Source organism: Marinobacterium sp. xm-a-127 (genome assembly GCF_013283425.1).
Lineage (GTDB): Bacteria > Pseudomonadota > Gammaproteobacteria > Pseudomonadales > Balneatricaceae > Marinobacterium_E.
Map to the genome: position 1 here is coordinate 264196 of NZ_WBYH01000003.1, position 24856 is coordinate 289051.

At 45.0% G+C, this 24856-nt stretch carries 23 protein-coding genes and 1 pseudogene; 9 read left to right on the plus strand and 15 right to left on the minus strand.

Going from position 1 to position 24856, the window contains the following annotated elements:
- Nucleotides 1–28 precede the first annotated feature (28 nt).
- Genes XMA127_RS07205 through XMA127_RS07215 form a run of 3 tightly spaced genes read right to left on the minus strand, consistent with a single transcriptional unit; the run spans nt 29 to nt 3634 of the window.
- Entirely contained in the window at nt 29–1342 is a 1314-nt protein-coding gene (locus XMA127_RS07205) for a hypothetical protein (protein ID WP_173483978.1), read from the minus strand.
- A complete protein-coding gene (locus tag XMA127_RS07210; protein WP_173480976.1) occupies nt 1342–2742 on the minus strand; it encodes a sugar transferase in 1401 nt (466 codons plus the stop codon). The genes XMA127_RS07205 and XMA127_RS07210 overlap by 1 nt, the downstream gene beginning before the upstream one ends.
- Before the next feature lies 1 nt (nt 2743).
- Complete coding sequence (locus XMA127_RS07215; protein ID WP_173480975.1) at nt 2744–3634, minus strand: DUF6492 family protein; 891 nt, start codon at nt 3632–3634, stop codon at nt 2744–2746.
- 127 nt (nt 3635–3761) lie between these two features.
- On the opposite strand from XMA127_RS07215, the gene XMA127_RS07220 reads away from it, so the two are divergent.
- The 5 genes and pseudogenes from XMA127_RS07220 to XMA127_RS07240 form a co-directional block, all read left to right on the plus strand.
- Complete coding sequence (locus XMA127_RS07220; RefSeq protein WP_173480974.1) at nt 3762–5042, plus strand: lipopolysaccharide biosynthesis protein; 1281 nt, start codon at nt 3762–3764, stop codon at nt 5040–5042.
- The gene (locus XMA127_RS07225; RefSeq protein ID WP_173480973.1) at nt 5042–6238 is read left to right on the plus strand and encodes a glycosyltransferase family 4 protein; all 1197 of its coding nucleotides are present in this window, start codon (nt 5042–5044) and stop codon (nt 6236–6238) included. Before XMA127_RS07220 ends, XMA127_RS07225 begins: the two co-directional genes overlap by 1 nt.
- A 68-nt stretch (nt 6239–6306) precedes the next feature.
- Nucleotides 6307–6786, plus strand: a complete 480-nt coding sequence (locus XMA127_RS07230; RefSeq protein WP_173480972.1) for a hypothetical protein — start codon at nt 6307–6309, stop codon at nt 6784–6786.
- Nucleotides 6776–7699: a hypothetical protein gene (locus XMA127_RS07235; protein ID WP_173480971.1), complete on the plus strand. Its 924-nt coding sequence runs from the start codon at nt 6776–6778 to the stop codon at nt 7697–7699. The genes XMA127_RS07230 and XMA127_RS07235 overlap by 11 nt, the downstream gene beginning before the upstream one ends.
- A gap of 322 nt (nt 7700–8021) precedes the next feature.
- Nucleotides 8022–9854, plus strand: a pseudogene (locus tag XMA127_RS07240) (SLBB domain-containing protein); the annotation flags it as partial.
- Between the two features lie 389 nt (nt 9855–10243).
- On the opposite strand, the gene XMA127_RS12070 reads toward XMA127_RS07240, so the two are convergent.
- Nucleotides 10244–10381 (minus strand): hypothetical protein, encoded by a 138-nt coding sequence (locus XMA127_RS12070; RefSeq protein ID WP_371731440.1) that lies wholly within the window; start codon nt 10379–10381, stop codon nt 10244–10246.
- A gap of 144 nt (nt 10382–10525) precedes the next feature.
- On the opposite strand from XMA127_RS12070, the gene XMA127_RS07245 reads away from it, so the two are divergent.
- A complete protein-coding gene (locus XMA127_RS07245) occupies nt 10526–11509 on the plus strand; it encodes a hypothetical protein (RefSeq protein ID WP_173480969.1) in 984 nt (327 codons plus the stop codon).
- A 34-nt stretch (nt 11510–11543) separates the two neighbouring features.
- Here XMA127_RS07245 and XMA127_RS07250 read toward each other — a convergent pair whose 3' ends face one another.
- Nucleotides 11544–12779 (minus strand): hypothetical protein, encoded by a 1236-nt coding sequence (locus XMA127_RS07250; RefSeq protein ID WP_173480968.1) that lies wholly within the window; start codon nt 12777–12779, stop codon nt 11544–11546.
- An 8-nt stretch (nt 12780–12787) separates the two neighbouring features.
- Entirely contained in the window at nt 12788–13984 is a 1197-nt protein-coding gene (locus XMA127_RS07255) for a glycosyltransferase (RefSeq protein WP_173483975.1), read from the minus strand.
- Nucleotides 13985–14167: 183 nt separating this feature from the next.
- On the opposite strand from XMA127_RS07255, the gene XMA127_RS07260 reads away from it, so the two are divergent.
- The gene (locus XMA127_RS07260) at nt 14168–14641 is read left to right on the plus strand and encodes a hypothetical protein (protein ID WP_173483974.1); all 474 of its coding nucleotides are present in this window, start codon (nt 14168–14170) and stop codon (nt 14639–14641) included.
- On the opposite strand, the gene XMA127_RS07265 is transcribed toward XMA127_RS07260, so the two are convergent.
- The 6 genes from XMA127_RS07265 to XMA127_RS07290 form a co-directional block, all read right to left on the minus strand.
- Nucleotides 14586–15749 carry a WecB/TagA/CpsF family glycosyltransferase gene (locus XMA127_RS07265; protein WP_173483973.1) on the minus strand — a complete coding sequence of 388 codons (1164 nt, stop codon included), beginning with the start codon at nt 15747–15749 and terminating at the stop codon, nt 14586–14588. The genes XMA127_RS07260 and XMA127_RS07265 overlap by 56 nt on opposite strands.
- 12 nt (nt 15750–15761) lie before the next feature.
- On the minus strand, nt 15762–16244 hold the full coding sequence (locus tag XMA127_RS07270; RefSeq protein WP_173483972.1) for an OmpA family protein: 483 nt from the start codon (nt 16242–16244) through the stop codon (nt 15762–15764).
- An 8-nt stretch (nt 16245–16252) separates the two neighbouring features.
- A complete protein-coding gene (locus XMA127_RS07275) occupies nt 16253–16759 on the minus strand; it encodes a hypothetical protein (RefSeq protein ID WP_173483971.1) in 507 nt (168 codons plus the stop codon).
- 3 nt (nt 16760–16762) lie between these two features.
- Nucleotides 16763–17107 (minus strand): STAS domain-containing protein, encoded by a 345-nt coding sequence (locus tag XMA127_RS07280; RefSeq protein ID WP_173480961.1) that lies wholly within the window; start codon nt 17105–17107, stop codon nt 16763–16765.
- Between the two features lie 73 nt (nt 17108–17180).
- Nucleotides 17181–17774, minus strand: coding sequence for an AAA family ATPase (locus tag XMA127_RS07285; protein WP_173483970.1), 594 nt, complete (start codon nt 17772–17774; stop codon nt 17181–17183).
- Nucleotides 17775–17871: 97 nt separating this feature from the next.
- Entirely contained in the window at nt 17872–19536 is a 1665-nt protein-coding gene (locus tag XMA127_RS07290; RefSeq protein WP_173483969.1) for a SpoIIE family protein phosphatase, read from the minus strand.
- A 205-nt stretch (nt 19537–19741) separates the two neighbouring features.
- Here XMA127_RS07290 and XMA127_RS07295 point away from each other — a divergent pair, with 205 nt between their 5' ends.
- Entirely contained in the window at nt 19742–20140 is a 399-nt protein-coding gene (locus XMA127_RS07295; protein WP_173483968.1) for an Hpt domain-containing protein, read from the plus strand.
- A gap of 24 nt (nt 20141–20164) precedes the next feature.
- A complete protein-coding gene (locus tag XMA127_RS07300; protein ID WP_173483967.1) occupies nt 20165–21595 on the plus strand; it encodes a sigma-54 dependent transcriptional regulator in 1431 nt (476 codons plus the stop codon).
- On the opposite strand, the gene XMA127_RS07305 is transcribed toward XMA127_RS07300, so the two are convergent.
- From XMA127_RS07305 to XMA127_RS07315, 3 genes are all read right to left on the minus strand, one after another.
- The gene (locus XMA127_RS07305; protein WP_173480956.1) at nt 21592–22626 is read right to left on the minus strand and encodes a diguanylate cyclase; all 1035 of its coding nucleotides are present in this window, start codon (nt 22624–22626) and stop codon (nt 21592–21594) included. The genes XMA127_RS07300 and XMA127_RS07305 overlap by 4 nt on opposite strands.
- A gap of 206 nt (nt 22627–22832) precedes the next feature.
- The gene (gpt, locus tag XMA127_RS07310; protein WP_173483966.1) at nt 22833–23327 is read right to left on the minus strand and encodes a xanthine phosphoribosyltransferase; all 495 of its coding nucleotides are present in this window, start codon (nt 23325–23327) and stop codon (nt 22833–22835) included.
- A 9-nt stretch (nt 23328–23336) separates the two neighbouring features.
- Entirely contained in the window at nt 23337–24701 is a 1365-nt protein-coding gene (locus XMA127_RS07315; RefSeq protein ID WP_173483965.1) for an 8-oxoguanine deaminase, read from the minus strand.
- Between the last annotated feature and the right edge of the window lie 155 nt (nt 24702–24856).

Consider the following 24856-nt stretch of genomic DNA (forward strand, 5'->3'; position numbering starts at 1 on the left):
TACTGGACCGGTAAAAGAGTGGCCCTATTTAAATATTCTTTAAGCTTACTTTGATGGCTCTTGCAAAGAGTCGAAAAGGACCAAGCTTCTCGTTCGCCAGCTCTAACCCCCAAAGTTGTCGTTCAAACTCATCGAGTGATTGATTTTTAAACACCGATTGAGGCGTAAACAGACCCTGGGAAATTGGAAGCTCTGTTAGGGGGCGCTCATCTTCGATGGACTCATACTCGCTTCCAAATAGCTTTAGATCCCCATCGATCACCCCTAAAAGCTCAGGCCAGCGTTTTACCCAACCAATATTTGATGTGAAGTTAAGTTTGGTAAACCAGAGCGGGTGTAGACGAGATCCTCGGTTTGAGAGCTGATCTTCTCTATTTAATACCCCCGATTTTTGAGTAATCAATGCCAGTGGCAATGCGACGGGTGCTGATAAGATCATAAGCATAGATGCCACTAATCGTTCGCTGGTATTCGTTTTAACCAATGAGCTGCTGGGTATGATCGGACTAATTAATGCAGGATCTGCAATCTGTATAACACTCTGGTGTTTCAAGTCGACCAGTAAACTGCCCATCGCAATTGAGTCCGTTAAACTGACGTCCTGTCCAACATAAGTACCTGGAAATACAATAGCTCGATTCAGTTGAGCGCCTTTATCGACCATAGAGCCTGCCTCAACCGCCGTTTGAGACAAGGTTGCGTTCTGATCAATCATTACATCTCTGCCGATGTAGAGAGGTCCTTCAATTGAGTCTGAGCGACTTGAACTGAAGGTCGGTGTCGCTAGCCATTTGTCATCGTCTGCACGCAACCCCCTAGGAACTAGGCCATAGTGATCGCCGTTTAGCAGAGCAAAATAGGCTTTTACGTATGCATCCAGTGACGCGAGTGAGTTGGAATCACGCTGTTTATCTTCACTTCGATTCCACTCTAGGGTGTTTAGCTGTTCAACCGATTCAGAGTCCAGCGTTAATAGATTACTAATCGCTCCCTGTTCTGTTTTGACGGGCAAAACATCGGCTCGTGCAGCAATCATCTTACCTGTCATTGAAAAGTGCATCCTACTCCAAAAAGCGAGAGGCGGCTCTTCACCGGTTGATAAATGGTAGTTAAGTTTTAGCCCCCAATGATCACCATTGGGTACCGCTTTTTTAATCAGATCAGCGAACTGATTGATCACAATATCTACCTCTTTAACACCCATATCACAGAGCTGCTCAAGCCAGAACTCTAGGGGTGTTTTACCAGCAATGGGTAGCAAACAGATAGGGTAGCGATCATTGAGAGGAGTTAGCTCTTTCCCTTTTCGATCAGCGAAAAGAATGGCACGTTCAATGGTCATTAGTAGGCTCCTTTACCGCTAACTACAGCAGGTATGGTTTTAGCGATCAGCTTTACATCATTCATTGCTGATTGCTGGTTTACATAGGCAGTGTCCAACAGAACCTGCTTATCAAAGGGGAGGTCTGATCGACCTGAGATTTGCCACAGACCTGTTAAACCAGGCATAGCTTCTAAACGAGCGCGGGCTAGCACCGGGTACTGAGCGACTTCAGCTTCTAGAGCGGGTCTCGGGCCAACCAGCGACATATCACCGATCAACACGTTATAGAGTTGTGGTAGCTCATCAATACTGAGTCGACGGATGATGCGACCTATCGGTGTAATGCGAGGGTCTTTTTTCATTTTGAAAATGACGCCGTCAGATGATTCATTCTGTTCCATTAGTGCCGCTTTACGTGCGTCGGCATCGATATACATTGAACGGAACTTCCACATTCTGAACAGCTTGCCTCGGTGTCCTACCCGGACTTGAGAGTAAAAGAGAGGCCCAGGCGAAGTGACTTTTATCCCTACAGCAACGGGAATTAACAGCGGTAATAGCAATAGCAGCCCCAAACCGGCGCCTAATAAGTCAATAGATCGTTTTAAAATGCTTTGCATTTTGCATCGCAATAGCCACAGAGATGACTTGGTTCGTATTGATAGGCGCTTAATGCGGGTTGACCATCCCCACTGTCTTAAAATCGTATTGATACGTGAGTTTCGTTTCTCGTCACTGTTAGGGATTTGATAAAGCGTTCCTACGAAGGTTTTAAAAAATCGCATTGGAGAGAAGAGGACGCTGTGTCTTAGGCGAGATAAGTTAAAGCCCTCACTCACCTCAAAAATAGCATCAAACAGTGGATGCCCCAAAGTGACCAACAGAGGTACTTCACACTTTGATTTTACTCGAGACATTAAACGCTCTTGAAGGGGAGTCTCGAGAGCGAATAGTACCGAGCTTGGGTTTTTCTCTTTGATCTTATCTAAAAACCATTGTGTGCTTTTATCGTATTGTGTATCGCAAATAGTGATCTGGAGATTTAGGTTAGGGTAAAGTTTAGTAATCTCGAGCTCTGTTTTATGCGCGGCTTTTTTATTGTCTGTGAACAAAATGACCGGTTTTTCAAACGCTTCAAGTGATAGCAGTAGCTCTCGATAGAGTGATGAGCTGTTTGCTGACGGCATTTGTCCACGATTAATCAGGTTCATCGATACATTGATACCACGCCCGCGAGGGATGAGCAGATCGACAGATGAAAATGCCTGCTTGAGATCTGCCTGCTCATTCGCCATTGAAAGCCCTGCAGCGTCAATGAAAGAGACTGTTTGACTGCCACTGCTTTGGCGAAGTGAGAGTTCAATGTACTGACGAAAATCTGATTCATTGATTGGAGTGATTGATTCTAATATCTGCATATCATGCACCAACCTTTGCGTTTGAAATTTTCGATGCCTTATCAATCAATTCGGCCTCTTCATCCGTTGTGAAGCTTAAATTTGATTGAATTAGAACGGCGATAGCCGATGGATCAACTTTGGCGGTTCCATTGGAAACTGCCTTAGCGGCCTCAGAATCCCAGCAACAGTGACAAAGATCTTTGCTTGTTTCGTAGTGGTTTGATCGGTTAATACCTAGCACTCGTGTCACATACATGCCGTACAGAATGTACTCAGACACAGTCAAAGAGCGCGCAATCGCTCTTGTCCAGTGAGTACCGGTTTCTCTGCTAATGTCCCTTAACATAGCCATCAACGTCTCTCGATCCCATGTGATCAACTGTCCAACGTAATCAGAACCCGCATAAGCTGTGTCGCAGCCGAGCAATTCTCCAGCTTTCGCATGCCATTTAAGGTGAACACCGTAGTCCATATCCCCTGGAATAGAGTGCAGACGTGTGCGTCCTGACTGTTCAATTAAAGAGAGGTCAAGCGGGCGTATGAACTGTAGATCTGAGTCCACAAACATTAAGGTTTTAGCCTTAGTGGAGAAGCCTGCGCTTAGTTTTGTAATCTGTTGCATGACCCAACCGCGTGTTGGAAAACCCCAAGCCCCCAACCACCACTTGTTCGAAAATGGGAGTTGAATAAATGAGTCTGGTACGACAGATTCAACACTGACTACTCTGCGTCGCTCGTTTACGAGCGTTAAAAACTTTTTGAGATCACGTTTAGGAACAATCAAGACATGTTCGTAGATTGAATCAACGAATCTATCCACCGATTCGCACAATCGTTTACAACGATCTAAGTCCGGACCATACGAACAGGTGATTAGCGCCAGTTGATCAGATTGAGAGTTTGAACTCATTACTCACTCCAGTATGCATTTACTGGTGATTAGCATTAATCGTGCCAACTTATATTCATTTATATGAATACATTGGCACGAAATATGCTGTAGAGGTTCAATCGATCAATGTTTGGGTTTACGACTGATGATTTCTCGACTTAAGCACTTTCTAAATAAGGATGCTTTTTTAAAAAATATAATGGTGCTGGCCAGTGGCACGGCGCTGTCTAATGCTTTAACGCTTCTATTTTCATTGGTCATTACACGACTGTATGGTCCTGAACAGTATGGTTATTTAGGTGTTTTCACCTCGTCAATTTATATGTTTGCCCCTGCCATTGCTCTGACCTTACCTATGTCTATCGTACTGGCGAAAAGCGATGCCGAGGCTTGGAAATTGGCTAAGCTATCGCTGTTTATAAGCTTATCTCTATCGACCACTTTACTCATAAGTTTGCTGATCTTTGAAAAAGAGGTCCTGACATTAATAAATGCCGAGTCCCTTATTGGTTTGGGTTGGCTACTACCTGTGGCTATTTTTATTGCTGCGATATTCCAGGTTAATGAACAGTGGCAGATTAGAACTAAGAAGTTCTCCAACCTGGCAAAATCACTCAACATTAGGGCGCTGTTTATTGGAGTGAGTCAAACCTTGATGGGTTTGATTAAAGCCACCGGTGGATGGTTAGTCCTGTTTTATACCCTGGGTATGATGATTCAAAACCTCTATCTAGCGAAGCGATCTGGTCTATCCACTGAGTATGTCACTAAAGATTCCTATCGTGATTTGCTCAAACGCTATTACGATTTTCCAATCTATCGCGCACCACAGGTGCTATTAAACTCAGTCTCGTTGGCTGCGCCTACGTTGATGTTTGCCTGGGCGTTCGGATCAGCTGCTGCAGGTTATTACACCATCGCCTTCGCGCTGTTGACTGTACCTGCAACCTTGTTGGGGAAAAGTGTAGGGGACGTCTTCTACAAAGAGGTTGTTGATAGGGTAGAGCAAAAACAGACTATCACCGCACTTCTTAATAGAACGACGAGAAATTTATTCTTATTGGGCATATTTCCTTTTGGTTTCATCGCTCTACTTGGGCCTAGCATTTTCGCTCTGCTTTACGGCGAAGAGTGGAAAACGTCGGGAGAATTTGCACAATGGATTGCCCTGTGGTTATTGATGATGCTGGCCTCAAGGCCTGCCATTGCATCAGTCCCCGTTCTAGGTCTGCAGGCTCATCTGCTTGCTCATGAAATCGTTTCACTCTCTGTTCGGGTGTTAGCCATCTACCTTGGCGTGCTAGCACAAAGCCCACTTCAATCGATCATCTATTTAAGCATTGCTAACGGTTTTCTCTACGGGACTTTAATCCTGTTTGTCTACCAAAAATCCAAACGCTGTAGTGATTTAACAGGAACCCAATGATGAAAATTCTGCTATTTAATTCTGTCTTCTTTCCTACCAAGCTAGGAGGTGCTGAACAGTCAGTTTATAACCTAGCGGATGGTCTGGTCTCCATGGGTTATGAGGTGGCAGTAGCCAGTATCGTGAAAGATCCCAGCTTGGTTGGTTCTCGGCGTTTAGAAAATGGCGTAAAAGCCTTCTACTTCCCAGATAGAAACATCTACTGGCCTTTCGTAACGCTAGAAACACCCAACAAAGTTAAACGTGTTGCTCAGAAGCTTGCACAACGTCTTCTGGATCTTAGTAATTTTCGTTATCGAAAAGATATTTTATCCGTCATTGATCAGTTTCAGCCAGACATTGTGCATACCAACAATCTTAAAGGAATCAGTGTATTGGTTTGGAAGATTGCTAAGCAACGAGGCTGCAAGGTCGTTCATACCTTGCGGGATTACTATATACAGTGTCATCGAGAGTCGAGAAGAAAAAATGAGATAAATTGCGAAGCAATTTGCAAGGAGTGTAGATGCTATTCGACGCCAAAAAGGTGGGGTTCTGAGCGAGTCGATGGCATCGTAGGGATTAGCAATTTCATCTTAAATAGCCACACCGAAGACGGTTACTTTAAGAAGAGTCATCAGCGAGTTATCTATAACAGCATCTCCCCTAATGACAATTTTGAAGAACAGTCACAGACTCCTCGGTCGAGTGAGGCGAAAGTCTTTGGTTACATTGGTCGTTTGGAGTACGACAAGGGTGTAATGCAGTTGGTTGATCGCGTGAAACAACTGCCTGAAGGGAGTGATTACCGCTTCGTTTTTGCCGGAACTGGTGAGAAAAGGATTGAGTCACAACTGGAGAGTGATCCAGCCATTGATTATAGAGGATTTACAAAACCTGCTGATTTCTTTGCAGAGATCGATGTGCTGATTGTTCCCTCCTTATGGTATGAGCCTATGGGGCGCGTTGTCATTGAAGCCTATGCCCATGGCATACCGGTAATGGTTCATGGTGCTGGTGGATTGCTCGAGCTCGTCAGGCAGGGAGAGACAGGTCTTGTCATAGATATTAACAGCCAATCAGAGTTTGAATCAGCACTGCAAACCTTTGGTCAGTTGGATTACGAAACACTCTCTAGGCACTGTTTAGAACAAGCAAAAAATTACTCTAACCGAGAAATGCTCTCTAAATACAGTGAACTCTATCAGGCTATTTGATTTGCACTTTGCAAAACTGGCAAGGTTTTTGCTTATTGCTATCTGAGAATTAATGATTAGGTAGCAGTGTGCAGGATAAAACCCGAGAGAGTAGTGAAGTATTTGCTGATTTTACGATCAGTCGAATTCCTCATAAAACTCTCTCTAGTCTCAGTGTTGAACAACTCAACGACGTCAGGTCGGCACTGGTCGCTCAGTCCACCGAAACACGACACAGTCTAGATATCCGCATTCGACTCCCGCTTTTTTTTAGAGCCTACTATCTCGTTCTGTTTGCAGGTCGTGATCGAAGACGTAAAACACACAATTTAGAGTTGAACCGGATCGAGCGTTTGCCCATTGGTTTACGACGAACTGTCTACCTGCTGGTGTCTGGCAGTTTAATGATGACCGCTCTTATTGTATTGGCTGCAGCTCTCTATCTAATCAAAAGCTTTGCTGGTATCGATTTGATGCCCAATTCTCATCTTAGTGATTATCTGCCTTTTGATCTGTTTCAGGAGGCTAAGGACCTGTTAGGTCTCAAAGGAACGTCAAATGAAAAGTGATCTACTGAAGCTTTTGTTACCGATAACAACGCTGTTTTTAGCGGGTTGTTCTGGTTTTGAACGAACCATCGATGTACCAGAGAGAACACTGTTAACGTCGATTGACGAATACAACACTTCATTGAATAAACGCTCACTGCATATTTTTGATCCACTCAATATTGAGCCGCGGGTTAATCAACTTCAGCTTGAGAGAAGAGCTGACCAATTTACCCTGATTGCTGACTGGACAACCCTAAAGGGTAAAGAGTATCGAGGTGTGCCCAGTACAGATTATGCCGAAGAGGTCGTGCGTCGTTTTCTGGTAACGGCACCCAAGACAAACCTTGAAAGCCGTTTGCTAGCTGCCAATGACCTGGCGCAATTCTCCTCGGACTTCAGCTTTAAGCCACTATCTAAGCTCGATCCTTATCAATTAGATAGTGAGCAATTTCAGTTCGTCGCTGAGGATTTGATCTCTCTGCTAAACGCTTTACATCAACAGTCTGCACAGGTGAGGGGTTTTCAAACGATAGTGATTCTGACGGATTGGAGTGTCGTTGATGAAAATTTAGTCAATGCCATTAATCGATTGCGTCAGGCATATCGCTACCCAGAAGGCCACCTTATTCAATCAAAAACGCCTAAATGGATGTCGCCAAAAGAGTTAAAAGGTAGCTGTATCTATTTGATTGGAATCAGTAACTCTTTATCAAGATCGCTTATAGATCAGATCGGAGACTGTGGTTTTTCAAGTGCTGCAGACAAAATAATGCCGCCTGAACAAATGGCGCATTTTGTTGAGAGAGTACTTTATAAAGGACCTAAAGATAGTGATGGCGATGGTGTTTTTGATTACAAAGATCAGTGTCCAAGCACCGCTTTAAATGCGCTGGTCAACTTTAACGGTTGCGAGAAGTTTGCTGATGAGTAAGAGGGTAATGAATATGTTTAACACGAATAGCTCTGTTCTGAGCGCTCTCTGTCTGTTAATGGCATTCACGGTCAATAACGCGTCGGCCAATTCACTGCCCGAGCGTCAGCAGCGTCAAGCAGCGATTAATGCGGCTCCAACCGGTCAGGACTTACCCTTAGAGGAGGTCCCTTTGGGGGTTGTGAAAAGCTTAATCATCGATGAGTTACAAGAGCCTTCTGAGATAGAGAAAAAGATTGCAGAGACGCTGAAGCCGGTTGAGTTAACGGAGAAAAGCCGCGATTTGAAAACTCAGCCTTCGCTTGAGCAATTTGGCTATGACATGTTCACTACGCTTGCCACAACCTTTGCACCCGTTGCAGGTATTCCTGTTCCTGAAGATTACATCATTGGGCCAGGTGATACCTTTGTGCTGCAGATTTTCAGTGTGACCGATTTGGAGTATCGACTTGTCGTCACTCGTGAGGGTCAAATCCTGGTTCCAGAAATTGGCGCCATTCAAGTTGCGGGTCTCAATTTTTCAGACGCTAAACTGTTAATCAAAGAGTCCATTGATCGCGTCCGAGTCGGTGTGAAAAGTATCGTAACGCTAGCTGAGCTTCACTCCATTCAGGTTCTAATGGTCGGTGAAGTCAATCAACCAGGCACCTACACGGTGAGTGGTATGAGTTCGCTACTGAATACGTTGATTCAGGCAGGGGGGATTAAACGAACTGGTTCACTACGCTCCATTCAGGTAAAGCGTCAGGGCCGGGTTGTTGCAGATTTTGATCTCTATGATCTGCTTCTACGGGGTGATGACAGCGGAAATGCGTATCTGCGCCAAGGCGACATCATCTTTATCAAACCTATCGGAATGACGGCAGGTATTGCGGGAGAAGTGCATCGACCAGCAATCTATGAAATCGAGGAAGAGCAGAGCGTTACTGACTTGCTCAAACTGGCTGGTGGACTGTTGCCGACGGCTGCCAAAAGCACCGTTATGATAGAACGTATAGGTTCAAGCGAGTCCTATGAGTTGATCTCTGCCGATATGACGAAGCAGGGTGGGGATATTCGTCTGATCAATGGCGATCTGGTTAAGGTGCTACCAGTGATAGATCGTGTTGAAAATGTTGTGTTGCTTGATGGTCATCTGCTTAAACCCGGTGCAATGCAGTGGCGAAGCGGTATTAAAGTCACTGATCTGATTAAGGATGTTGCCACTCTTAAACAGGGCGCTGACTTATCAACCGCACTGGTAGAGAGAGAAAATCCTGTTAGCAAGAGAACAGAGGTACTCTATTTTAATTTAGGTAATGCACTCTCTAACCCATTTTCAGAAGATAATTTGACTTTGCAGGCGCGAGATCGAATTGTCGTTTTCAATACGCACGATCAGCGTGCAGATCAACTCAATAATCTGGTTAAGAGAATGGAGCGCGAGGCGTCTGCATCAGAGCTTTCACCTCTGGTTCGGATCAAAGGGTTCGTTCGTCATGGCGGCACCTATCCAATCGCCAATGAGATGCGCTTAACCGATTTGATTGAGTATGCTGGTGGCTTCCAGGTAGGTAGTGATCGCTCCTATGTAATTTTGTCGCGCACCGATGCTGACAGCTTAAAGGTGGATGTGACAGCGTTGGATTTAACAGAGAATCGCTATAACCCTAAATTGAAAGCAGGGGATGAACTCTTCTTGTTTGGCCGAGACAGTAAACGATCTGAGATTTTAAAAGGTCTACTTGAGAAGCTTCGCCAGCAAGCTTCGATCAATACTCCTACACAAGTGGTTAAAGTGAGCGGATCAGTACGTTCTCCTGGCCTCTATCCCCTAGTGGCTGGAATGCGTATTGAGGATCTTGTGGTTGCTGCAGGTGGCCTAAAAGAGCAAGCATTCAACTCAGAGGCAACGCTAGCCCGTCGCTCAATTATCAAAGGCGATTATTCGCGCATAGATCAATACGATGTCTCTTTAATTCAAAGAGAAGGTATAAGCGAAGATTTAACCACTGTGTTGATACCCTCGGATCATCTGGTCATCAGACAAAAACCTGAATGGATCAGTAACCGTAAAGAGGTGACCATCGAAGGTGAAGTTCTATTCCCGGGCACATACACCGTTGATAAGCGTGAAACACTCTGTGGATTATTGCAGAGAGCCGGTGGCTTTACAGAGGACGCTTATCTCTTCGGTACGGTATTTACGCGTGAATCTGTCCGTCTTCGTGAACTACAGGCACTTGATCGCATGATGGGCGAGCTTGATGATCTGTTAGCGGATGTACATCTTTCACCAGGTTACCAAAAACAGGATAAACAGCCCGAAAACAACGGCGCAGAGGAAACTTTGAAAATCATCAAGCAACTGGCTCCTAAGCGTGCAGTAGGACGTATGGTGGTTGATATGGAGGCCGCTGTTAAAAACTGCTCAGAGCTGTCTGATGTGGTTCTAGAGTCTGGAGATCGCATTAGGGTTCCAAAATACCAAGATGAGGTCTCTGTCGTCGGTCAGGTCTATTTTCCAACGTCACACAAATATCGAAAAGATAGAGCCTCATTGGACTACATCAATCTAAGCGGTGGTATGAAAGAGTTAGCGCAGCATGAGCATGCTTTTGTGGTACAAGCTAATGGAGAGGTGATGAGTGTTCGTTCTAAAGCATCGAGTTGGGGCTGGTTAGGTAGCGCTTCAAACGTCAAAGTGACTCCAGGGTCTACTATCTATGTGCCGTTGAGTGTCGATCGAATCAATGGTCGAGAGTTCACACAATCTTGGGTCGATCTGTTCTATAAATTGACCTTATCAGCCTCAAGCGTCAGTTATCTTTTTAAGGGTAATTAATTATGAAGAACACAAATGAACCACCTATTCATATCGATCAACAGGTGGATCTTTTAGAGTATTTAGACGCTGTACTCCGCTCGAAATATCGTCTGTTGATCGCGGCCATTTTTTCAGCAGCTGCTGTCTTTGGTTTATCAAAGTTTGTGGATGATAAGTTTACCGCATCAGGAATCGCGGCTGTGAATATCAATGAAAATCCAGGTGGCGTAGCCCCAGAAAGTTATCGAGGTAGCGATGCCTTAGGATTATTAGAGCACGACTTCATTATTGATGTTGCACCTAGTAATGAACTTGATCGCTTGTTAGCTAAGTTAAATAGCTTTGAGTTTACAAAGTATTTTATTGATAAGCGCGGACTGCTGCCGATGTTGTTTCCCAACGAATGGAATGCAGAATCTGCCTCATTTCGTGAGGGGTTTGTTCCAGATTATCGAGTTGCCACTAAGATTTTTAGGGAAGAGCACGTTGGCCACTCTCATGATGAAAAAAGTGGTCTCTTGACCGTTTATGCGACCACTCACTCATCCGATTATTCTGCAGAGATTGTTAATCACTACCTTGCTGATTTTAATGCGTTTATTAAACAGCGCTCTGTAGAGACAATGAATTCTCGTCGTGACTATTTAGAACGCCGTCTGAGTGAGGTAAATAATATCGAAGTGCAACGTTCTATTTATCGTTTATTAGAAGCACAGTTGGGTGTCGAATCGATGATCCATGCTCGAGAGAATTATCCTTTTGAGATGATACAGCCTGCTAATCCACCGCTTTACAAGTCATACCCGAGCCGAAAAAAGTGGACCGTATTAGCTTTTGTAGGGGTGCTATTTTTAGGCCTCTTCTTTGTAATTGGGCTCGTCATTCTAAGAAAAATGAACGCTGCACTTTCTGAATACAAAGCCCGAGTTGGAAAGGTTCAAGCAAAGCCCATTTCTGGTGATGAGGTTACATCTCAGACTTTTGAAGAGTGGATTGATAAATAGAGACTCTCTATGCATTCGCCAGTTTCTATAGTGTCTATCTGTGATTCTGATACTCGAGTCTATAGATGACACTCAGGGCAATGATTATTGATGCATGGGCTAGACCATGGATATAAATATAGTGCACGGACAGTAAAGAGTTGAAAATATCGGTAATTAGTTTCGCAATGGATGCAACAAAAAATATGTTAGCTTTCCCCGTATGCTGAATAATTAACCAGTTGGTAGTCACTGCTTTCTTGAGTGTATAGATCATCAGTGCCACATAGAGCAAAGCACCCGTTATGCCAAATTTAAATGCCACACCTATTAAACCGAGATCTGAGCTGTAGAACTTATACCAAAAGATCTCTTGCTCTGTGATTGTCGCTGCACTTTGTTGACCAAATCCAAAAAATGGATGGTCCATCACAGTGTTAAGAGCAATCATGTAGGAGCGATAGCGAACACCATCATCGGCCCCTTCCATAACGGCAAAATATTGTTGAATGGCCAGTGTATAAAGCGGAATGATTAGAGCCATACCCAGGAAAAGCAATCCCATGCGTGGCTTTCTTGCAAACCATAGGTGATAGAGAAGAACACCCAGAATCATCATTGCCGTTGGTGCTCTTGCTTGAATAATGGACCATATCCAAACGGAAACACAAAATGTGATGCCCCAACCCAATTTTGCTCTTAAGCTTTCGGAAGTCACCATTAGATAGGCTGAAATTATGGTCGTTAGAAATAGAGCTACCTGTGGCGCTTTTAATCGATATCCTCGATGCTCGTCATGCGTTGTCATCCCTTTTATAGTTGGGTCAGAGGAGTTGTAGGCAGCTTCAAGATCGATACGGAAATAGTGAAATACATAACTAAAAACAATGGCAGCAAACACCAACAGAACGACTCTATTAATGTCCTCAACTTTGTAACCAATTCGGTACAAGAAGTAGAGAGTAGGGGCAATAAACACAATCAGAAATTCACGTGATGCCATCATGCTGGGTAGCATTGACACACCAGCATTCACAGAGAATTGATAGGCCGGTAGCACAAAGGTGTAAGCCACAAATAGCAGGGTGGTGAACACCCAAAAACTCCATCGAAGGTTTTGCTCTTTAACGTTCAGTGCTGCAACCAGTGCAGAGTAGCCAAATAGAATAAAGGTTAGGAGAAAACCGACCTCCTGTAATCTATTGGCCATAAAGTAATAGGCACCCTTAAACGCTGTATAGAAGATGACAGCCAGTGCAAAGGTGATAAGGGCTCGAGTCGAGATGAACACAGGGTCGATTAAGCCGATAGCAGATTGATTTCGTTGACCATGAAACCTAGAACCCTATCCCAGGTGTACTTTTCACGTACCCGCTCACGACTCTTTTGTTCCAGTGTCTCCCATAGCCTTTGATCATGCAGCAAGCGATCAATTGAGTTCGCCATATCTGCAGCGGTATCGTCTATGCATAGGTGGGTTAAGTGGTCCGCATCTATGCCTTCGGCACCCACCGATGTGGTTGATATGGGAAGTCCTCTGCACATTGAGTTGAGCACTTTGACTTTAATGCCTGAACCAAATGTGAGTGGTGCAACAAACACACGAGAGCGTTTGAACAGTGGCTCTAGGTCATCAACAAAGCCTAGCAAGTGAATGTCTTGGATCTGTGCAACTCTGTCGACAAGACGTTGTGCAGGATTACCACCTGCGATGTCTAGAATCAGGTTAGGATTGTTGGCCTTTATCTCCGGCCACACTTGTTCAATAAACCAGAGTAAGCCATCAACATTGGCTTCCCAACTGAGTGTGCCTACATAGAGAAGTCGCTTCTCTGTCTCTTCAAATCTGATGCTAGGGAGAGCAAGTTGAGTATCATCCCCAAGGTGGTATGTCTCTCTTGCTAGAGAGGTGTCTGCTCCGATTTTGGAGAGATTGTCTATATCGTTGGGAGAAGCAAAAAATAGATCAGAGCGACGACAGACATCAGATTCAAACTTTGCAACGCGTTTGGCTTCGCAATTTGCGATGGTACGCATAACCCAATTATTACCCTCTTTGCCATAACGATCCCACATTAGGTAGGTGGCGTTATGAGCATGAAATATTACTTTGCCTGTAAAATGGTTGGGTATGTATTGAGCTGCTTCGTAGTGATCTACCAATATGATTTCGTAATCGTTCGCGATCTCTGCAATACGCTCTTTCAGTTTTTTTGAGCCTGACCTTAAGACATTAAGAGGGATCGATTTCAGATAGCTCTTAACCAAGTTTTTAGGTGAACGTGGTTCTTCAACCCTTTCAAAGAGTAACTCCTCTAGATCTATCAACTGCGAAAATTCAGTTACATGTTCACTCCCATATTTAAGTGGGCAGGCCAGGGCAACAGAGTAGTGGTTGGTTAGGTACTTCAGCATATTCCAACTCTTGACTCGCCCACCGCTATTAGCGGGGTAGGGAAGCTCTATGCTGATCATTAACAGTGTCTGTTTACTCATAATATTTCTCAAGTTGGCCTGTAAATTGCTTATCACTTGGCAAGTAATGGGTTTGCACCCAGCTAGTTAAAGCAATTTGTGTGCCACATAGAGAGGAATTAGATGAGAGCTCTGTCGAAAATTTTATTCATCTTAGGATATCTATCTGTTATCGGACCACCTCGAGCGTCTAATCTACAGACTATGGAAAAAGCGGAGGCTGGTGAGTTGAAGAATCAGCCATTGGTCGTTGTGCTGATTGTTGAATACTTAATGAGATCGGTGATGCTGTTGCTTATCTTTTTTGGCATCGAATTCGTTGTAGGGAAGGCAATTTATGAAACCTACTATCTGGATTACCTTGGCTTACTGATGCTCAGTGTTGGCGCGTTCCACACATTCAGTTATTACCTCTGCTTTGCCCTAATAAACCCTTCTAAGAAGATAGTTCGATTCAGACTCTATCGACTGCTAAGAAATCTAGCCTACTCTTGGTTGCCCGGAGTTGGGATTGCCGCAGTGATCTTTTTGGTAGAGTTTTTACAAGAGAAAGACCCTTTTACCCATTTTGAAATGGTGGTGAACGTTTATCTTATCTCAACTGCACTGGTGTTATTGATCGCTATGATTGAGTGGGCGCTAGTGAAACGTCATCCACTGGGCTTGGATGTTGAATAATAGTGAATTGATCAGATACGCAAGCGTATTCAAACTGTTGCAGATGAACTGAATCAAGGTTTTTAAGCGTCAAGCTGTGACCGCTTATATTGATCTGCTTTTGCACCAGTTGTAGCAGGGCGATGAATGAACCATCCAGCCGAGATAGGCCTTTGAGATCGATTACCCGAACTCTCTCCTCTTCAATTAACTCAATTAATGCACTTCTAAGATTTGATAAGTTTCTGTGAAGTGCATCACCCGATATTTGTAGGGTGTTTGAGTCGTTTAGATAACTAAACTCCAAAGGTATCTGCGGTAGCTGAGACTGCTTCTGCATTAGTTTTTTATAGGGACGTATTTTTGTGAGGTATTGCCAAATAAATGCGCGACCATCATGCCAATACCGCTTAAATAGACTCGTCTCCTCCCATATACGCCATAACCACTCTAAACCGCTACGTTGTATCCAAAGAGGGGCCCTGTTAACCGTTCCTGCAACAAAATTGATGACCGCGCCCAGGTGTGAAATGACCGGAACATCAAGATTGTGGCGGTTTAGTTCGATCCATTGCTGGCCTCGTTTTGCTCCTAACGCAACAATTAAAAGATCCGCATCTGTCTGATTGATCTGTTTGATTATCTCAGGATCACTCATCTCATCCATCGAGCCAAAGCCGGGGCTGTAAAAACCAACGACTTCCATGCTGCTGTTGTCTACCGCGATCTTTTTAAACGCTTCAGCTGCTGTTCCATCAGGGCCTCCGAAAAAGACCAGTCGGATGGGGCGATGTGGGTTTCTATACTCTTGCCTAACCCTTTCAAACACTGAAGAGCCAGCGACGCGTTCCGGCAAAGGAATACCTAGAGTTTTTGCAATCCAGATAAGCGGCATACCATCCGCGACCACCCAATCTGAGTTAATGACTGAATCCCTAAATTGCGAATCATTTTGTGCAGTGATTGCAAAATTTAGGTTCGGTGTTGTGAAGAAGCAGCGCTCCTCTTTTAGCATCGCATCAATCAGATGATCTGTCGTCTCTTGCTCTGTTGTGCAATCAAACGGCAGCCCCATGACTGTCCATACATTGCGCTTTAGATCACGTGCAATCGCTTCTTCTCGTGTCATGATTTGGCTCTATTAGAATAGTGATAGAGTGACTCGTCGATTCAGTTGACGGCCCTGTTCGGTTTGATTGTCTGCAACGGGTTGGGATTCGCCCATGGAGGCTGTGGCCAGTTTTTCAGCTGGGTAGCCAATATCAACCAATGTTAGTAGGACGGACTCGGATCGATTCAGCCCCAACTGATCGTTGTATTGGTCACTGCGATTCCAATCGGTATGCCCATTCAAAATGATTGACGGACGTTGCTCACCCAGTGTCTCAACAAACTCTTTGAGTTTGACCCTCTCGGTTGGCGTCACTTCATAACTGTCGTTGGCGAAGTAGATGATCGGTAGCACAATGTTGACGACTGGTTGAGGCTTTAAGGGAGTGGCGATATTCGGCAACGAGTGCGAAAAATAGATCGTCTCGTTTTCGTTTTGTATCGGCTGTTGGCTGCAACCAGACAGGAGTAAGCTGACCAATGAACCCAGCTTGATGCCGTCATATTTTTTCATGATCACTCCTATCCGTTCACAACCGATTTCAACGGAGTCAGTAAACCTAGCCTCTTAAAGACTAAAAAGGGTGCCGCTAAACATTTAAGTTTCTGGTCCCGTTTTATTAATCCTGGCATTAACAGGCTGGCTCTGCCGTTAAAGGGCGCACTGAGAACAAACTGCTCAATATCGATCGCATTGCGGTGAATATCAGCCAAAGATTCGTGCGTTAAATGGGTATCACTGTAGTAGACCTTCTCTAGCTCAAGATGCAGATTAGAAATGGCATCTAGCCAGTGCTCATAACTCATCATGCAGTTGGGCGTAAGGAGCGAACGACGGACATTTTCTGGAAGTTTTTCCAAGATGTTTATCTGTCCATTATTGAACCGTTCAATCAACTCAATGGCCGCCTTATAGAAGATAATTGAGGTGATGCGCGACTCAATAAGTGCATTGGGTAGCTCTGATCCTTTTGACTCCGCCAATGTCAGCACGGCGGAGTCTAGGTGTTCTCGAAGGGCTTCGTACATTGGTTAAGCCGCTTTGCTGACTCGCTCAATGGCAGCATTCGGATCCTGATAGATCTCGAATAGCTCTTGCAGGCGTGTCAGTTCTAACAGAGATTGCACGGCTGGTTGAGGCGACAAGATCACCGCTGAACCACCCAATTTTTGAATGTTTTTGTAGACAGCGACTAGCACGGCTAAACCACTTGAATCGGTAAAGCTCATGCCGGCTAAATCGATGACTAGGTTGGTTTTTCCTTCATCGATCATCTCTGTAAGTTGCTGTTTCACGCTGTTCGCATTGGCCATAGTAAGTTTCTCTGGCATGTGAACGACGTTAGCTGAATCGTAAGAACTGACTGTAAAACTCATCGGTAACTCCTAAGTTAATTATTTACCTATATTGACTTAGCAATAGGTGTGCCAACTTGGAGTTTTATTGTGATTATTGTTGGAGTTTTAGTTCATTTTTAATAAAACTTTCTACATCTACGGGAAGGGCATCAATCCTAATATCGGCTTGATCACGGTATGGGGCAATGTGACTATCGAAACCAGGTCGCACTTGATCGTTATATTGACGACGAATATCGTCTGGTTCGCGACCTCGTTCAATTTGGTCTCGTTCAAAACGGCGTTGGAAACAGACCTCTTGAGGAACATCTAAGTAGATTTTGACATCAAAGGCTGAGACTAAATTCGGTTGTGACAGTAGAAAAAGCCCCTCCACAATAATTACATCCAGGGGTTCGATGATCAAAGTCTCTTGCTGGCGTCTGTGAACAACAAAGTCATAGGTTGGAATTTCTGTTGCCAATCCCTGTTTAAGTTCATTTAATTTCTCGGCCAGTAGATCAAGTTCTAGCGCTTGAGGCTCATCGTAATTACTTAGCGGGTGGCCAATAGGGTTGTAAAAATTGTCCTGGCTAAACAGCGTGGCCGTTAATCCCTGTGATTGAATGCCCTGCAAGAGGGCGTTAGCTACGGTGGTTTTCCCAGATCCAGACGCACCGGCAACGGCAATCAAAAGAGGTTTCACGTCAATTCCATCGGTTCAAAATGTGCTCAGATTATAGAGAGATCAGTTCTGGAAATGAATAAGCTGCAATAGATGCGGCTTATTTTGAGTGACTTTATTAGCTGTTTTTAAAACGCAGTCGCCATAGGTTTGCATCATTGTCACGCATACAGCTGATTTGATCGATCCAACTCATCATGATGTGTTGGCCACGCCCTGACTCTGATTCACCTGAATAGGGCTTAGGTGGGCATAGATGAGGAAGCTCTACGGAATACTCTTGAATATTGAACTCAATCCAGCTTTTAGAGGTCGTTGTGATGATCTCTATAGGAAGCTCCGCGTAATCTTCTGGCCAAACAGTATGTTCAACAAAATTGTTCAGTAGTTCAGCTAGCGCGGTTCTGATCTTAGAGAGGATTAGATCATCGGTATTAAGCAGTTTTAAGTGAAGATAGATACGATCCAGTGTCTTTTCTACGTCGCTCTCTGTAGGGCGTAAACTGATCAGAAATGGCTGGACGTTCAACTCTGTCTCTTGGTTGTTTTCCGAGGAGCGTTTAATCAACATGACCGATACATCATCTTCTGGGGTCTCTTGGTTACCCCAATCATAGGCAAATTGCTTAATGATATCTAACTGAGTTTCGGCATCTTTACTGCGTTCACTTTTCAGTATGTTTTCGATCGCATTGCGGCCTAGGGCTGAGTTTGTTTCATCAACAATATCAAACAGTCCATCACTACTTAACAGTAATGAAGAGCCTGGTAAAAAGGGAAGGGATCGTGTTTCAAAGTCGGCAAACTCAAACATTCCAACCGGAAAGCTGCCGCGGGTTATCTGCATCATATCACCCTGTTCGCTTAATACGCAGGGGTGAGGGTGCCCTGCTTGGCAGTACCTTAGGGTATTGGCTTGTTCATCTATCATGCCAAGGAACATAGTGAAGTAGAGGCCTGAAAAACGCTCACTCGGAAAGCGCTCATTCAGTCTGCGTACGATTTGGTGAAGCGGTGGCAAGACACTTTGATTGATGTAGTAACCCAGCATCTGTTGAATGGCATTTTGTAAGGTAAAGGAGAGCATAGCCGATGCGACCCCGTGTCCCATTACGTCGATCTGATAGATCAGTACTTGATTGTTATTGGTAGTGACAAATCCCATTGAATCACCACCAATGCCACGTGCTGTTTTAAAGTGAGTAGCGAGTTCTAGGGTGGGTGATAACCACTGATTGTTTGGCACATACTCCTCTTGAAGATGCGTCGCAAATTGCAACTCTTCCTCATTTTGCTTCTGTGCAGCTTCCAGTGCAGTCACGGTTTCGTTAAGTTGCTCGTTCTGGTCGGTGACACTCTTACGCATGCTTACCAACCGAGCTCCTGCAGCCAGTCGTACACGAAGTTCCTCTTTAACAGCGGGTTTACGCAAAAAATCATCCGCGCCTGCATCCATACAGGTGACCAGCTCATTTTGATCATTTTCAGCAGTTAACATAACCACGTAGGGTGATCCGTAACGATCGTTACTTCTCAGAGTGCGACAGAGTGTTTTGCCATCCATCTCTGGCATCACTTGATCTGAGAGGATCAATTGAAATTGGTCTCTCTCCAGCAGTGCGAGTGCCTCTTTACCATCACAGGCCTCAACGACTTCATAGCCTAGGTCTTTTAACATCGCGCCAAGGCGAGCTCGTTCGGTAGGGCTGTCATCAACCATTAGGATTCTATTGATATCAAAATGGTCTTGTTCGCTAATCTTCGCTGATACTGCAATATTCATCTTAAAACTCGGTTTATTTAGTTCGTATTGCAAGAGGGTAAGCACAAACCGTGCCAACAGCTCTGAATCAAATATCTAGACTTTTTGCATTTTGCGAATCACTATGAATAGATCTTTTTATAAGCAGTAAGAAGAGTTGGCATGGACCTTGCTTTCACCTGTTATGCCTTCACTGTTTAGAAGGGTTAATTAAGGAGATAGTTAAATGGGACAAATCATCGATTCAATGGATCAGGCGGTTGCTTCAAAGGTTTCTGAAGTACTGGATCTTGCAGTACTGGAGCGTCTTTTAGAGGACACGTCGATCGATTTTTTGCCAAGCCTTATTGAAGTGTTTGAATCAGAATCTTCACAGCGTTTAGAAAAAATCAGTAAAGCGATGTCTGAAAATGATTTAGCGACTTTAGGTATCGAAGCACATTCACTGAAAGGTACCTCAGCAACCTTTGGTGCCGAAACGCTTCGTTCTACCGCTGAACGCATAGAAAAAGCAGCCAAATCTGGCGATCAAGCTACGGTTGATCAGTTTGTGCCTTCTGTACCCTCGCAGCTGGAATCTGTCCTTGCAGAGTTGAACCGTTTTTCATCAGCGCTATCGGCATAATAAAGTTAATTGAGGAAATTTCTGATGTCTCAGAATCAAGTATTAATTGTTGAAGACAGTGCCAGTCTGCGACGTATCTATGCACAGTACGTTGAGAAGGAGGGGGTACTAGTTGATGCCGCCGCCACACTGGCTGAAGCTCACACCGCACTTGATTCCAAGGTCTATCAGGTCGTTCTTCTGGATCTGCGCCTGCCTGATGGTGATGGCTTTGAGCTTCTTAAACGAATAATTGAGCATCAGATTAAGTCGTTGGTGATTATTATGACTGCGCATGGGTCGATCGATGTTGCTGTCGATGCCATTCGTTTAGGTGCTTATGATTTTCTAGAAAAACCTTTTGATGCGCGTCGACTAAAGGTAGCGATCAGCTCAGCATTTGCACAGGTGGCAAAGCTCAATTTTGCCCCTGTCGATTTGGCAGAGAAGAGGGAGCGTGAGACCTTTCATAGCTTTATCGGTGCCAGTCCTGCGATGCAAGATATGTATCATCTTATCGAGCGTGCGGGCCCCAGTAAGGCATCTGTTTTTGTGACAGGGGAGAGTGGCTCAGGTAAAGAGCTCACTGCAGAAGCCCTGCATAAGCAGAGCGCGCGTTCTGAAGGCCCTTTCGTTGCTATTAACTGTGCCGCTATCCCTAAAGATCTTATGGAGAGTGAGATCTTTGGCCATGTTAAGGGTGCGTTTACTGGGGCCAGTGCCAATCGTGAGGGCGCAGCCAGCAAAGCCAATGGCGGTACACTTTTTCTAGATGAAATTGGTGAAATGAGTCTTGATTTGCAAACCAAATTGCTACGATTCATTCAGACCGGCATTATCCAGAAAGTGGGCAGTAATTCAGATGAGGTGGTTGATGTCCGATTCATCTGCGCAACGAACCGAGACCCTCTGGTTGAGGTGCAAGCGGGTCGTTTTAGAGAGGATCTCTACTATCGCCTGCATGTGATTCCTGTTCACCTGCCGCCGTTACGGGATCGAGGTGATGATATTTTAATGATTGCCGAATTCTTCCTAAACCGTTACGCGCGTGAAGAGACCAAGTATTTCGAGGGCTTTGAAGATGAAGCTAAGCGTAGACTACTGGAGTACCACTGGCCGGGCAATGTCCGCGAACTTCAGAATGTGATTCGTAATGTCGTTGTATTAAACGAGGGGGGTATGGTCGGTGTAGCCGATTTCCCGGCCCCGTTAAATTCGCTGCAGGAGATTGTGGCACCCCAACCCGTCAAAACAGAACAGCCAGAAGAGGTTCAAACGAGTAAATCCGCTAAGAAGTCTAAACCCTATTCGAAAGTGATGGCTCAGAGTTTAGACGAGATTGAACCTCTGGATGTATTAGAGCGAAAAATCATCGAAAATGCCGTCAAACTCTGTAAAGGCAATGTCCCTAAAGCGGCCGCGTTACTTGAGGTTAGCCCCTCTACACTCTACCGCAAAATAAAGGGTTGGAGTTAAGCGCTGCGATCGCGACTCTGTTCATTAGGGTTAGGTATGCTGACCATGCCTAACTCTACCCGATCCCTTCCTTTTGCTTTGGCTCGATAGAGCGCATCATCCGCCCGTTTAAATAGCTCATCTGCTTCGACACCGGCAATAAAACTACTGATACCGATACTAGCCGTTACCTTACTCACGGGTGTGAATGGGTGATCTCTTAGTGTGTTTCTAAGTTTTTCTGCAAGAATCAACGCTTCAGATTGGTTGGTGTTGGGTAAAATGATCATAAACTCTTCACCGCCCCAGCGACCCAATATATCCACATCACGAATATTATTCTGAAGTAGGTTAGCGACGGCATAGAGAACGTCATCGCCTACAAGATGCCCGTGGGTATCATTGATCTGTTTGAAGTGATCAATATCTAACAGCAACAGCGAAAATTGAGTGCCGTATCGGTTTGCACGTCGCAGCTCTGCTTCAAATAGCTCATCTAGCCTCGAACGATTGTAGAGGCCGGTTAACTGGTCCGTCATCCATAGCTCTTCCAGTTTTTTCTGAGTCGAAATGTCTTCGCGAATCTCGGTGAATCCAATCAGATTAGCGTTTCGGTCGTATTGAGGCTCGATCTGAAGCTTGACCCAATAGAGTCCACCGTAGGCATTTTTCTCTTGGGTTTCAACACTCACGACCCCTTTCTGACTTGCCTCTTGATATCGTTGTTGCAAAAGGCGTGCGCTGTTTTCGTCTGGAATTAAACGAGCTAATGTGCCTGATTTAAGTTGTTCTTTTGTATATCCCGTGTGATCGCAAAAGGCGCTAGATGCCTTAGTCACCTTGCCGTTTGGGTCGGTATTTACCATTAAGATGTGTTTGTCGATGATGGCAAGATGTCGCTGTGTCTTGTGACGCTCACGCTTAAGCTGTCTAAACTGCTTATGTCCACGTGAACGAAATAGCTGCAGGGTTCGAGTCATTGTGGCCAGCACAATGATGATAAGTGTAACAGAGACTAAAAAGATGACGGGGTGGAGTCTTATCTCAGCCATTAGAGAGCTCTCATTAGCCCAAAGAGGTTGGCTAATGAGTAACAAAGATAGGCAGGAAACTAGGTAACTAAAACCCATACAAAACCCTTCCAAACATAATGAAAGCTTAAGCCTAGCAGAGGATTTTGATTTTGCAGGATTTTTTAAGACGTTTTATTTGTGTAAAATAGAACGTCCAATCAAAATAATACTTTATTTAAAATCAGTTACTTATCGATAACTTCTGATAGTGGTTGTGCAAAGGTTTGCACCATATCCCAAGGGAAACGAATCCAAGTATCTTGGCTGACCTCAGTAATAAAGGTATCAACCAGTGGTTTGCCAGCCGGTTTTGCATAGAGTGTTGCAAAGTGTGCTTTAGGAAGCATTTCGCGAACGTATTTTGCGGTGCGGCCGGTATCAACCAGGTCATCGACCAAAATCATCCCCTCGCCATCACCTTCAATGCCTTTTAGTACCTCTATCTGCCCCTGAACAGAAGCTTCACCACTGTCTGAGTTTGAGTAGCTAAGGACACAGATCGTATCGATCATGCGAATATCCATCTCTCGAGCTAGGATGGCTGCTGGTACTAAGCCGCCGCGAGTGATGGCAATAATGCCATTCCAAGGCCCTTGTTCTAGAAGGCGCCAGCTCAGTGCACGTGCATTTCGGTGCAGTTCATCCCAGCTTACGGGAAAGTCTTTGCTGAAGGGTGTCATTATCTTCTCCTAAGAAATCGTACGAGCCGCAAGCGTATTAGCAGCCTCTTTATGTTCATGCATGATCTGTTCAATATCTTGACCGACTAACTCACCAGCCTTAACGCGCCACTCGCCATTCACCATTACGGCTTCTGCGCGATGTGCCCCACACAACAGCAGGGCGGCTAATGGATCGTGAGCACCGCTAAAGCGCGGCTCATCAAGCTTAAATAGAGCTAGGTCGGCTGCTTTGCCCACCGCGAGCTCACCTATATCGTTACGGCCTAATACCTGCGCTGAGCCTTTGGTACCCCAACGATAGGCGTCAAAATGGGTGACCGCAGAGGATCCGTAACGCAGGCGCTGGATGTACATGGCTTGGCGAACTTCTTGAATCATATTCGAGCAATCGTTCGACGCAGAACCATCGACGCCCAAACCTACCGGTGAACCGGCCGCTTCAAGCTCCTTCACTTTAGCAATGCCCGATGCCAGCATCATATTCGAGCTTGGGCAGTGACAGACTCCGACGCCAGCTTTACCCAATCGGGCAATCTCTTCGTCATTAAAATGTATGCCGTGCGCCAACCAAGTGTTACTGGATAGCCAACCAACAGACTCTAGGTAATCTACCGTTCGCATTCCTAAAGAGCGTTCACAGAAGTTCTCCTCGTCGATGGTCTCTGCTAGGTGCGTATGGAGTCGTACATTGAGTTGTTTGGCCAGACTGGCCGTGTCACGCATCAACTCGGTCGTCACAGAGAAGGGAGAACAGGGTGCTAAGGCGATTTGTGACATCGAATAGGGTTCGCTGTCGTGATAGCGAGAGACTAGGCGTTCAGAATCCTGCAAGATCTCATCTTCTGTTTGAACCACGGTATTAGGCGGTAATCCACCTTGATCTTGGCCCAAACTCATAGAGCCTCGGGTCATCGCCATACGCACACCCATCTCACGGCCGATTTCAACTTGATGATCAATGGCATCAGTAAGATTGGCTGGGAACAGATAGTGGTGATCAGAAGCGGTTGTGCAGCCGGACAACAGTAACTCGGCCAGTGCCAGTTTTGTGGCGGCACGATGAACCTCAGGATCTAAATTGGCCCAGACAGGGTAGAGCGTCTGAAGCCAAGGAAAAAGCTCTTTATTGAGCACTGCGGGCAGTGCGCGAGTCAGTGTCTGATAGAAATGGTGGTGGGTGTTAATCAGACCGGGAATCAGAACCTGATCACTGACATCAATCGTTTGATCAATATTAACGGGTGTTTCACCCTTGGCAACCAGCTCTACGATCGTCTTGCCACTGACAACAATACCGCCAGAAGCATCCTCATCGTTTCCCGTGTAGATGGCTAATGGATTGGATAACCAGATGCGAAGATTGTCTGTCATACTTTGGCGGATCTCAAAGCTTGTTAATAATTGAAAAATAGTCGTCTATTGAACCCAATATTTGACTCAAAAATCAAATAAAAATTAACTTCAAGGTCAGTTTATTTATTTGACCACTTGGTTAGGTTTTAGCACAATAAGTCTATTATATATGA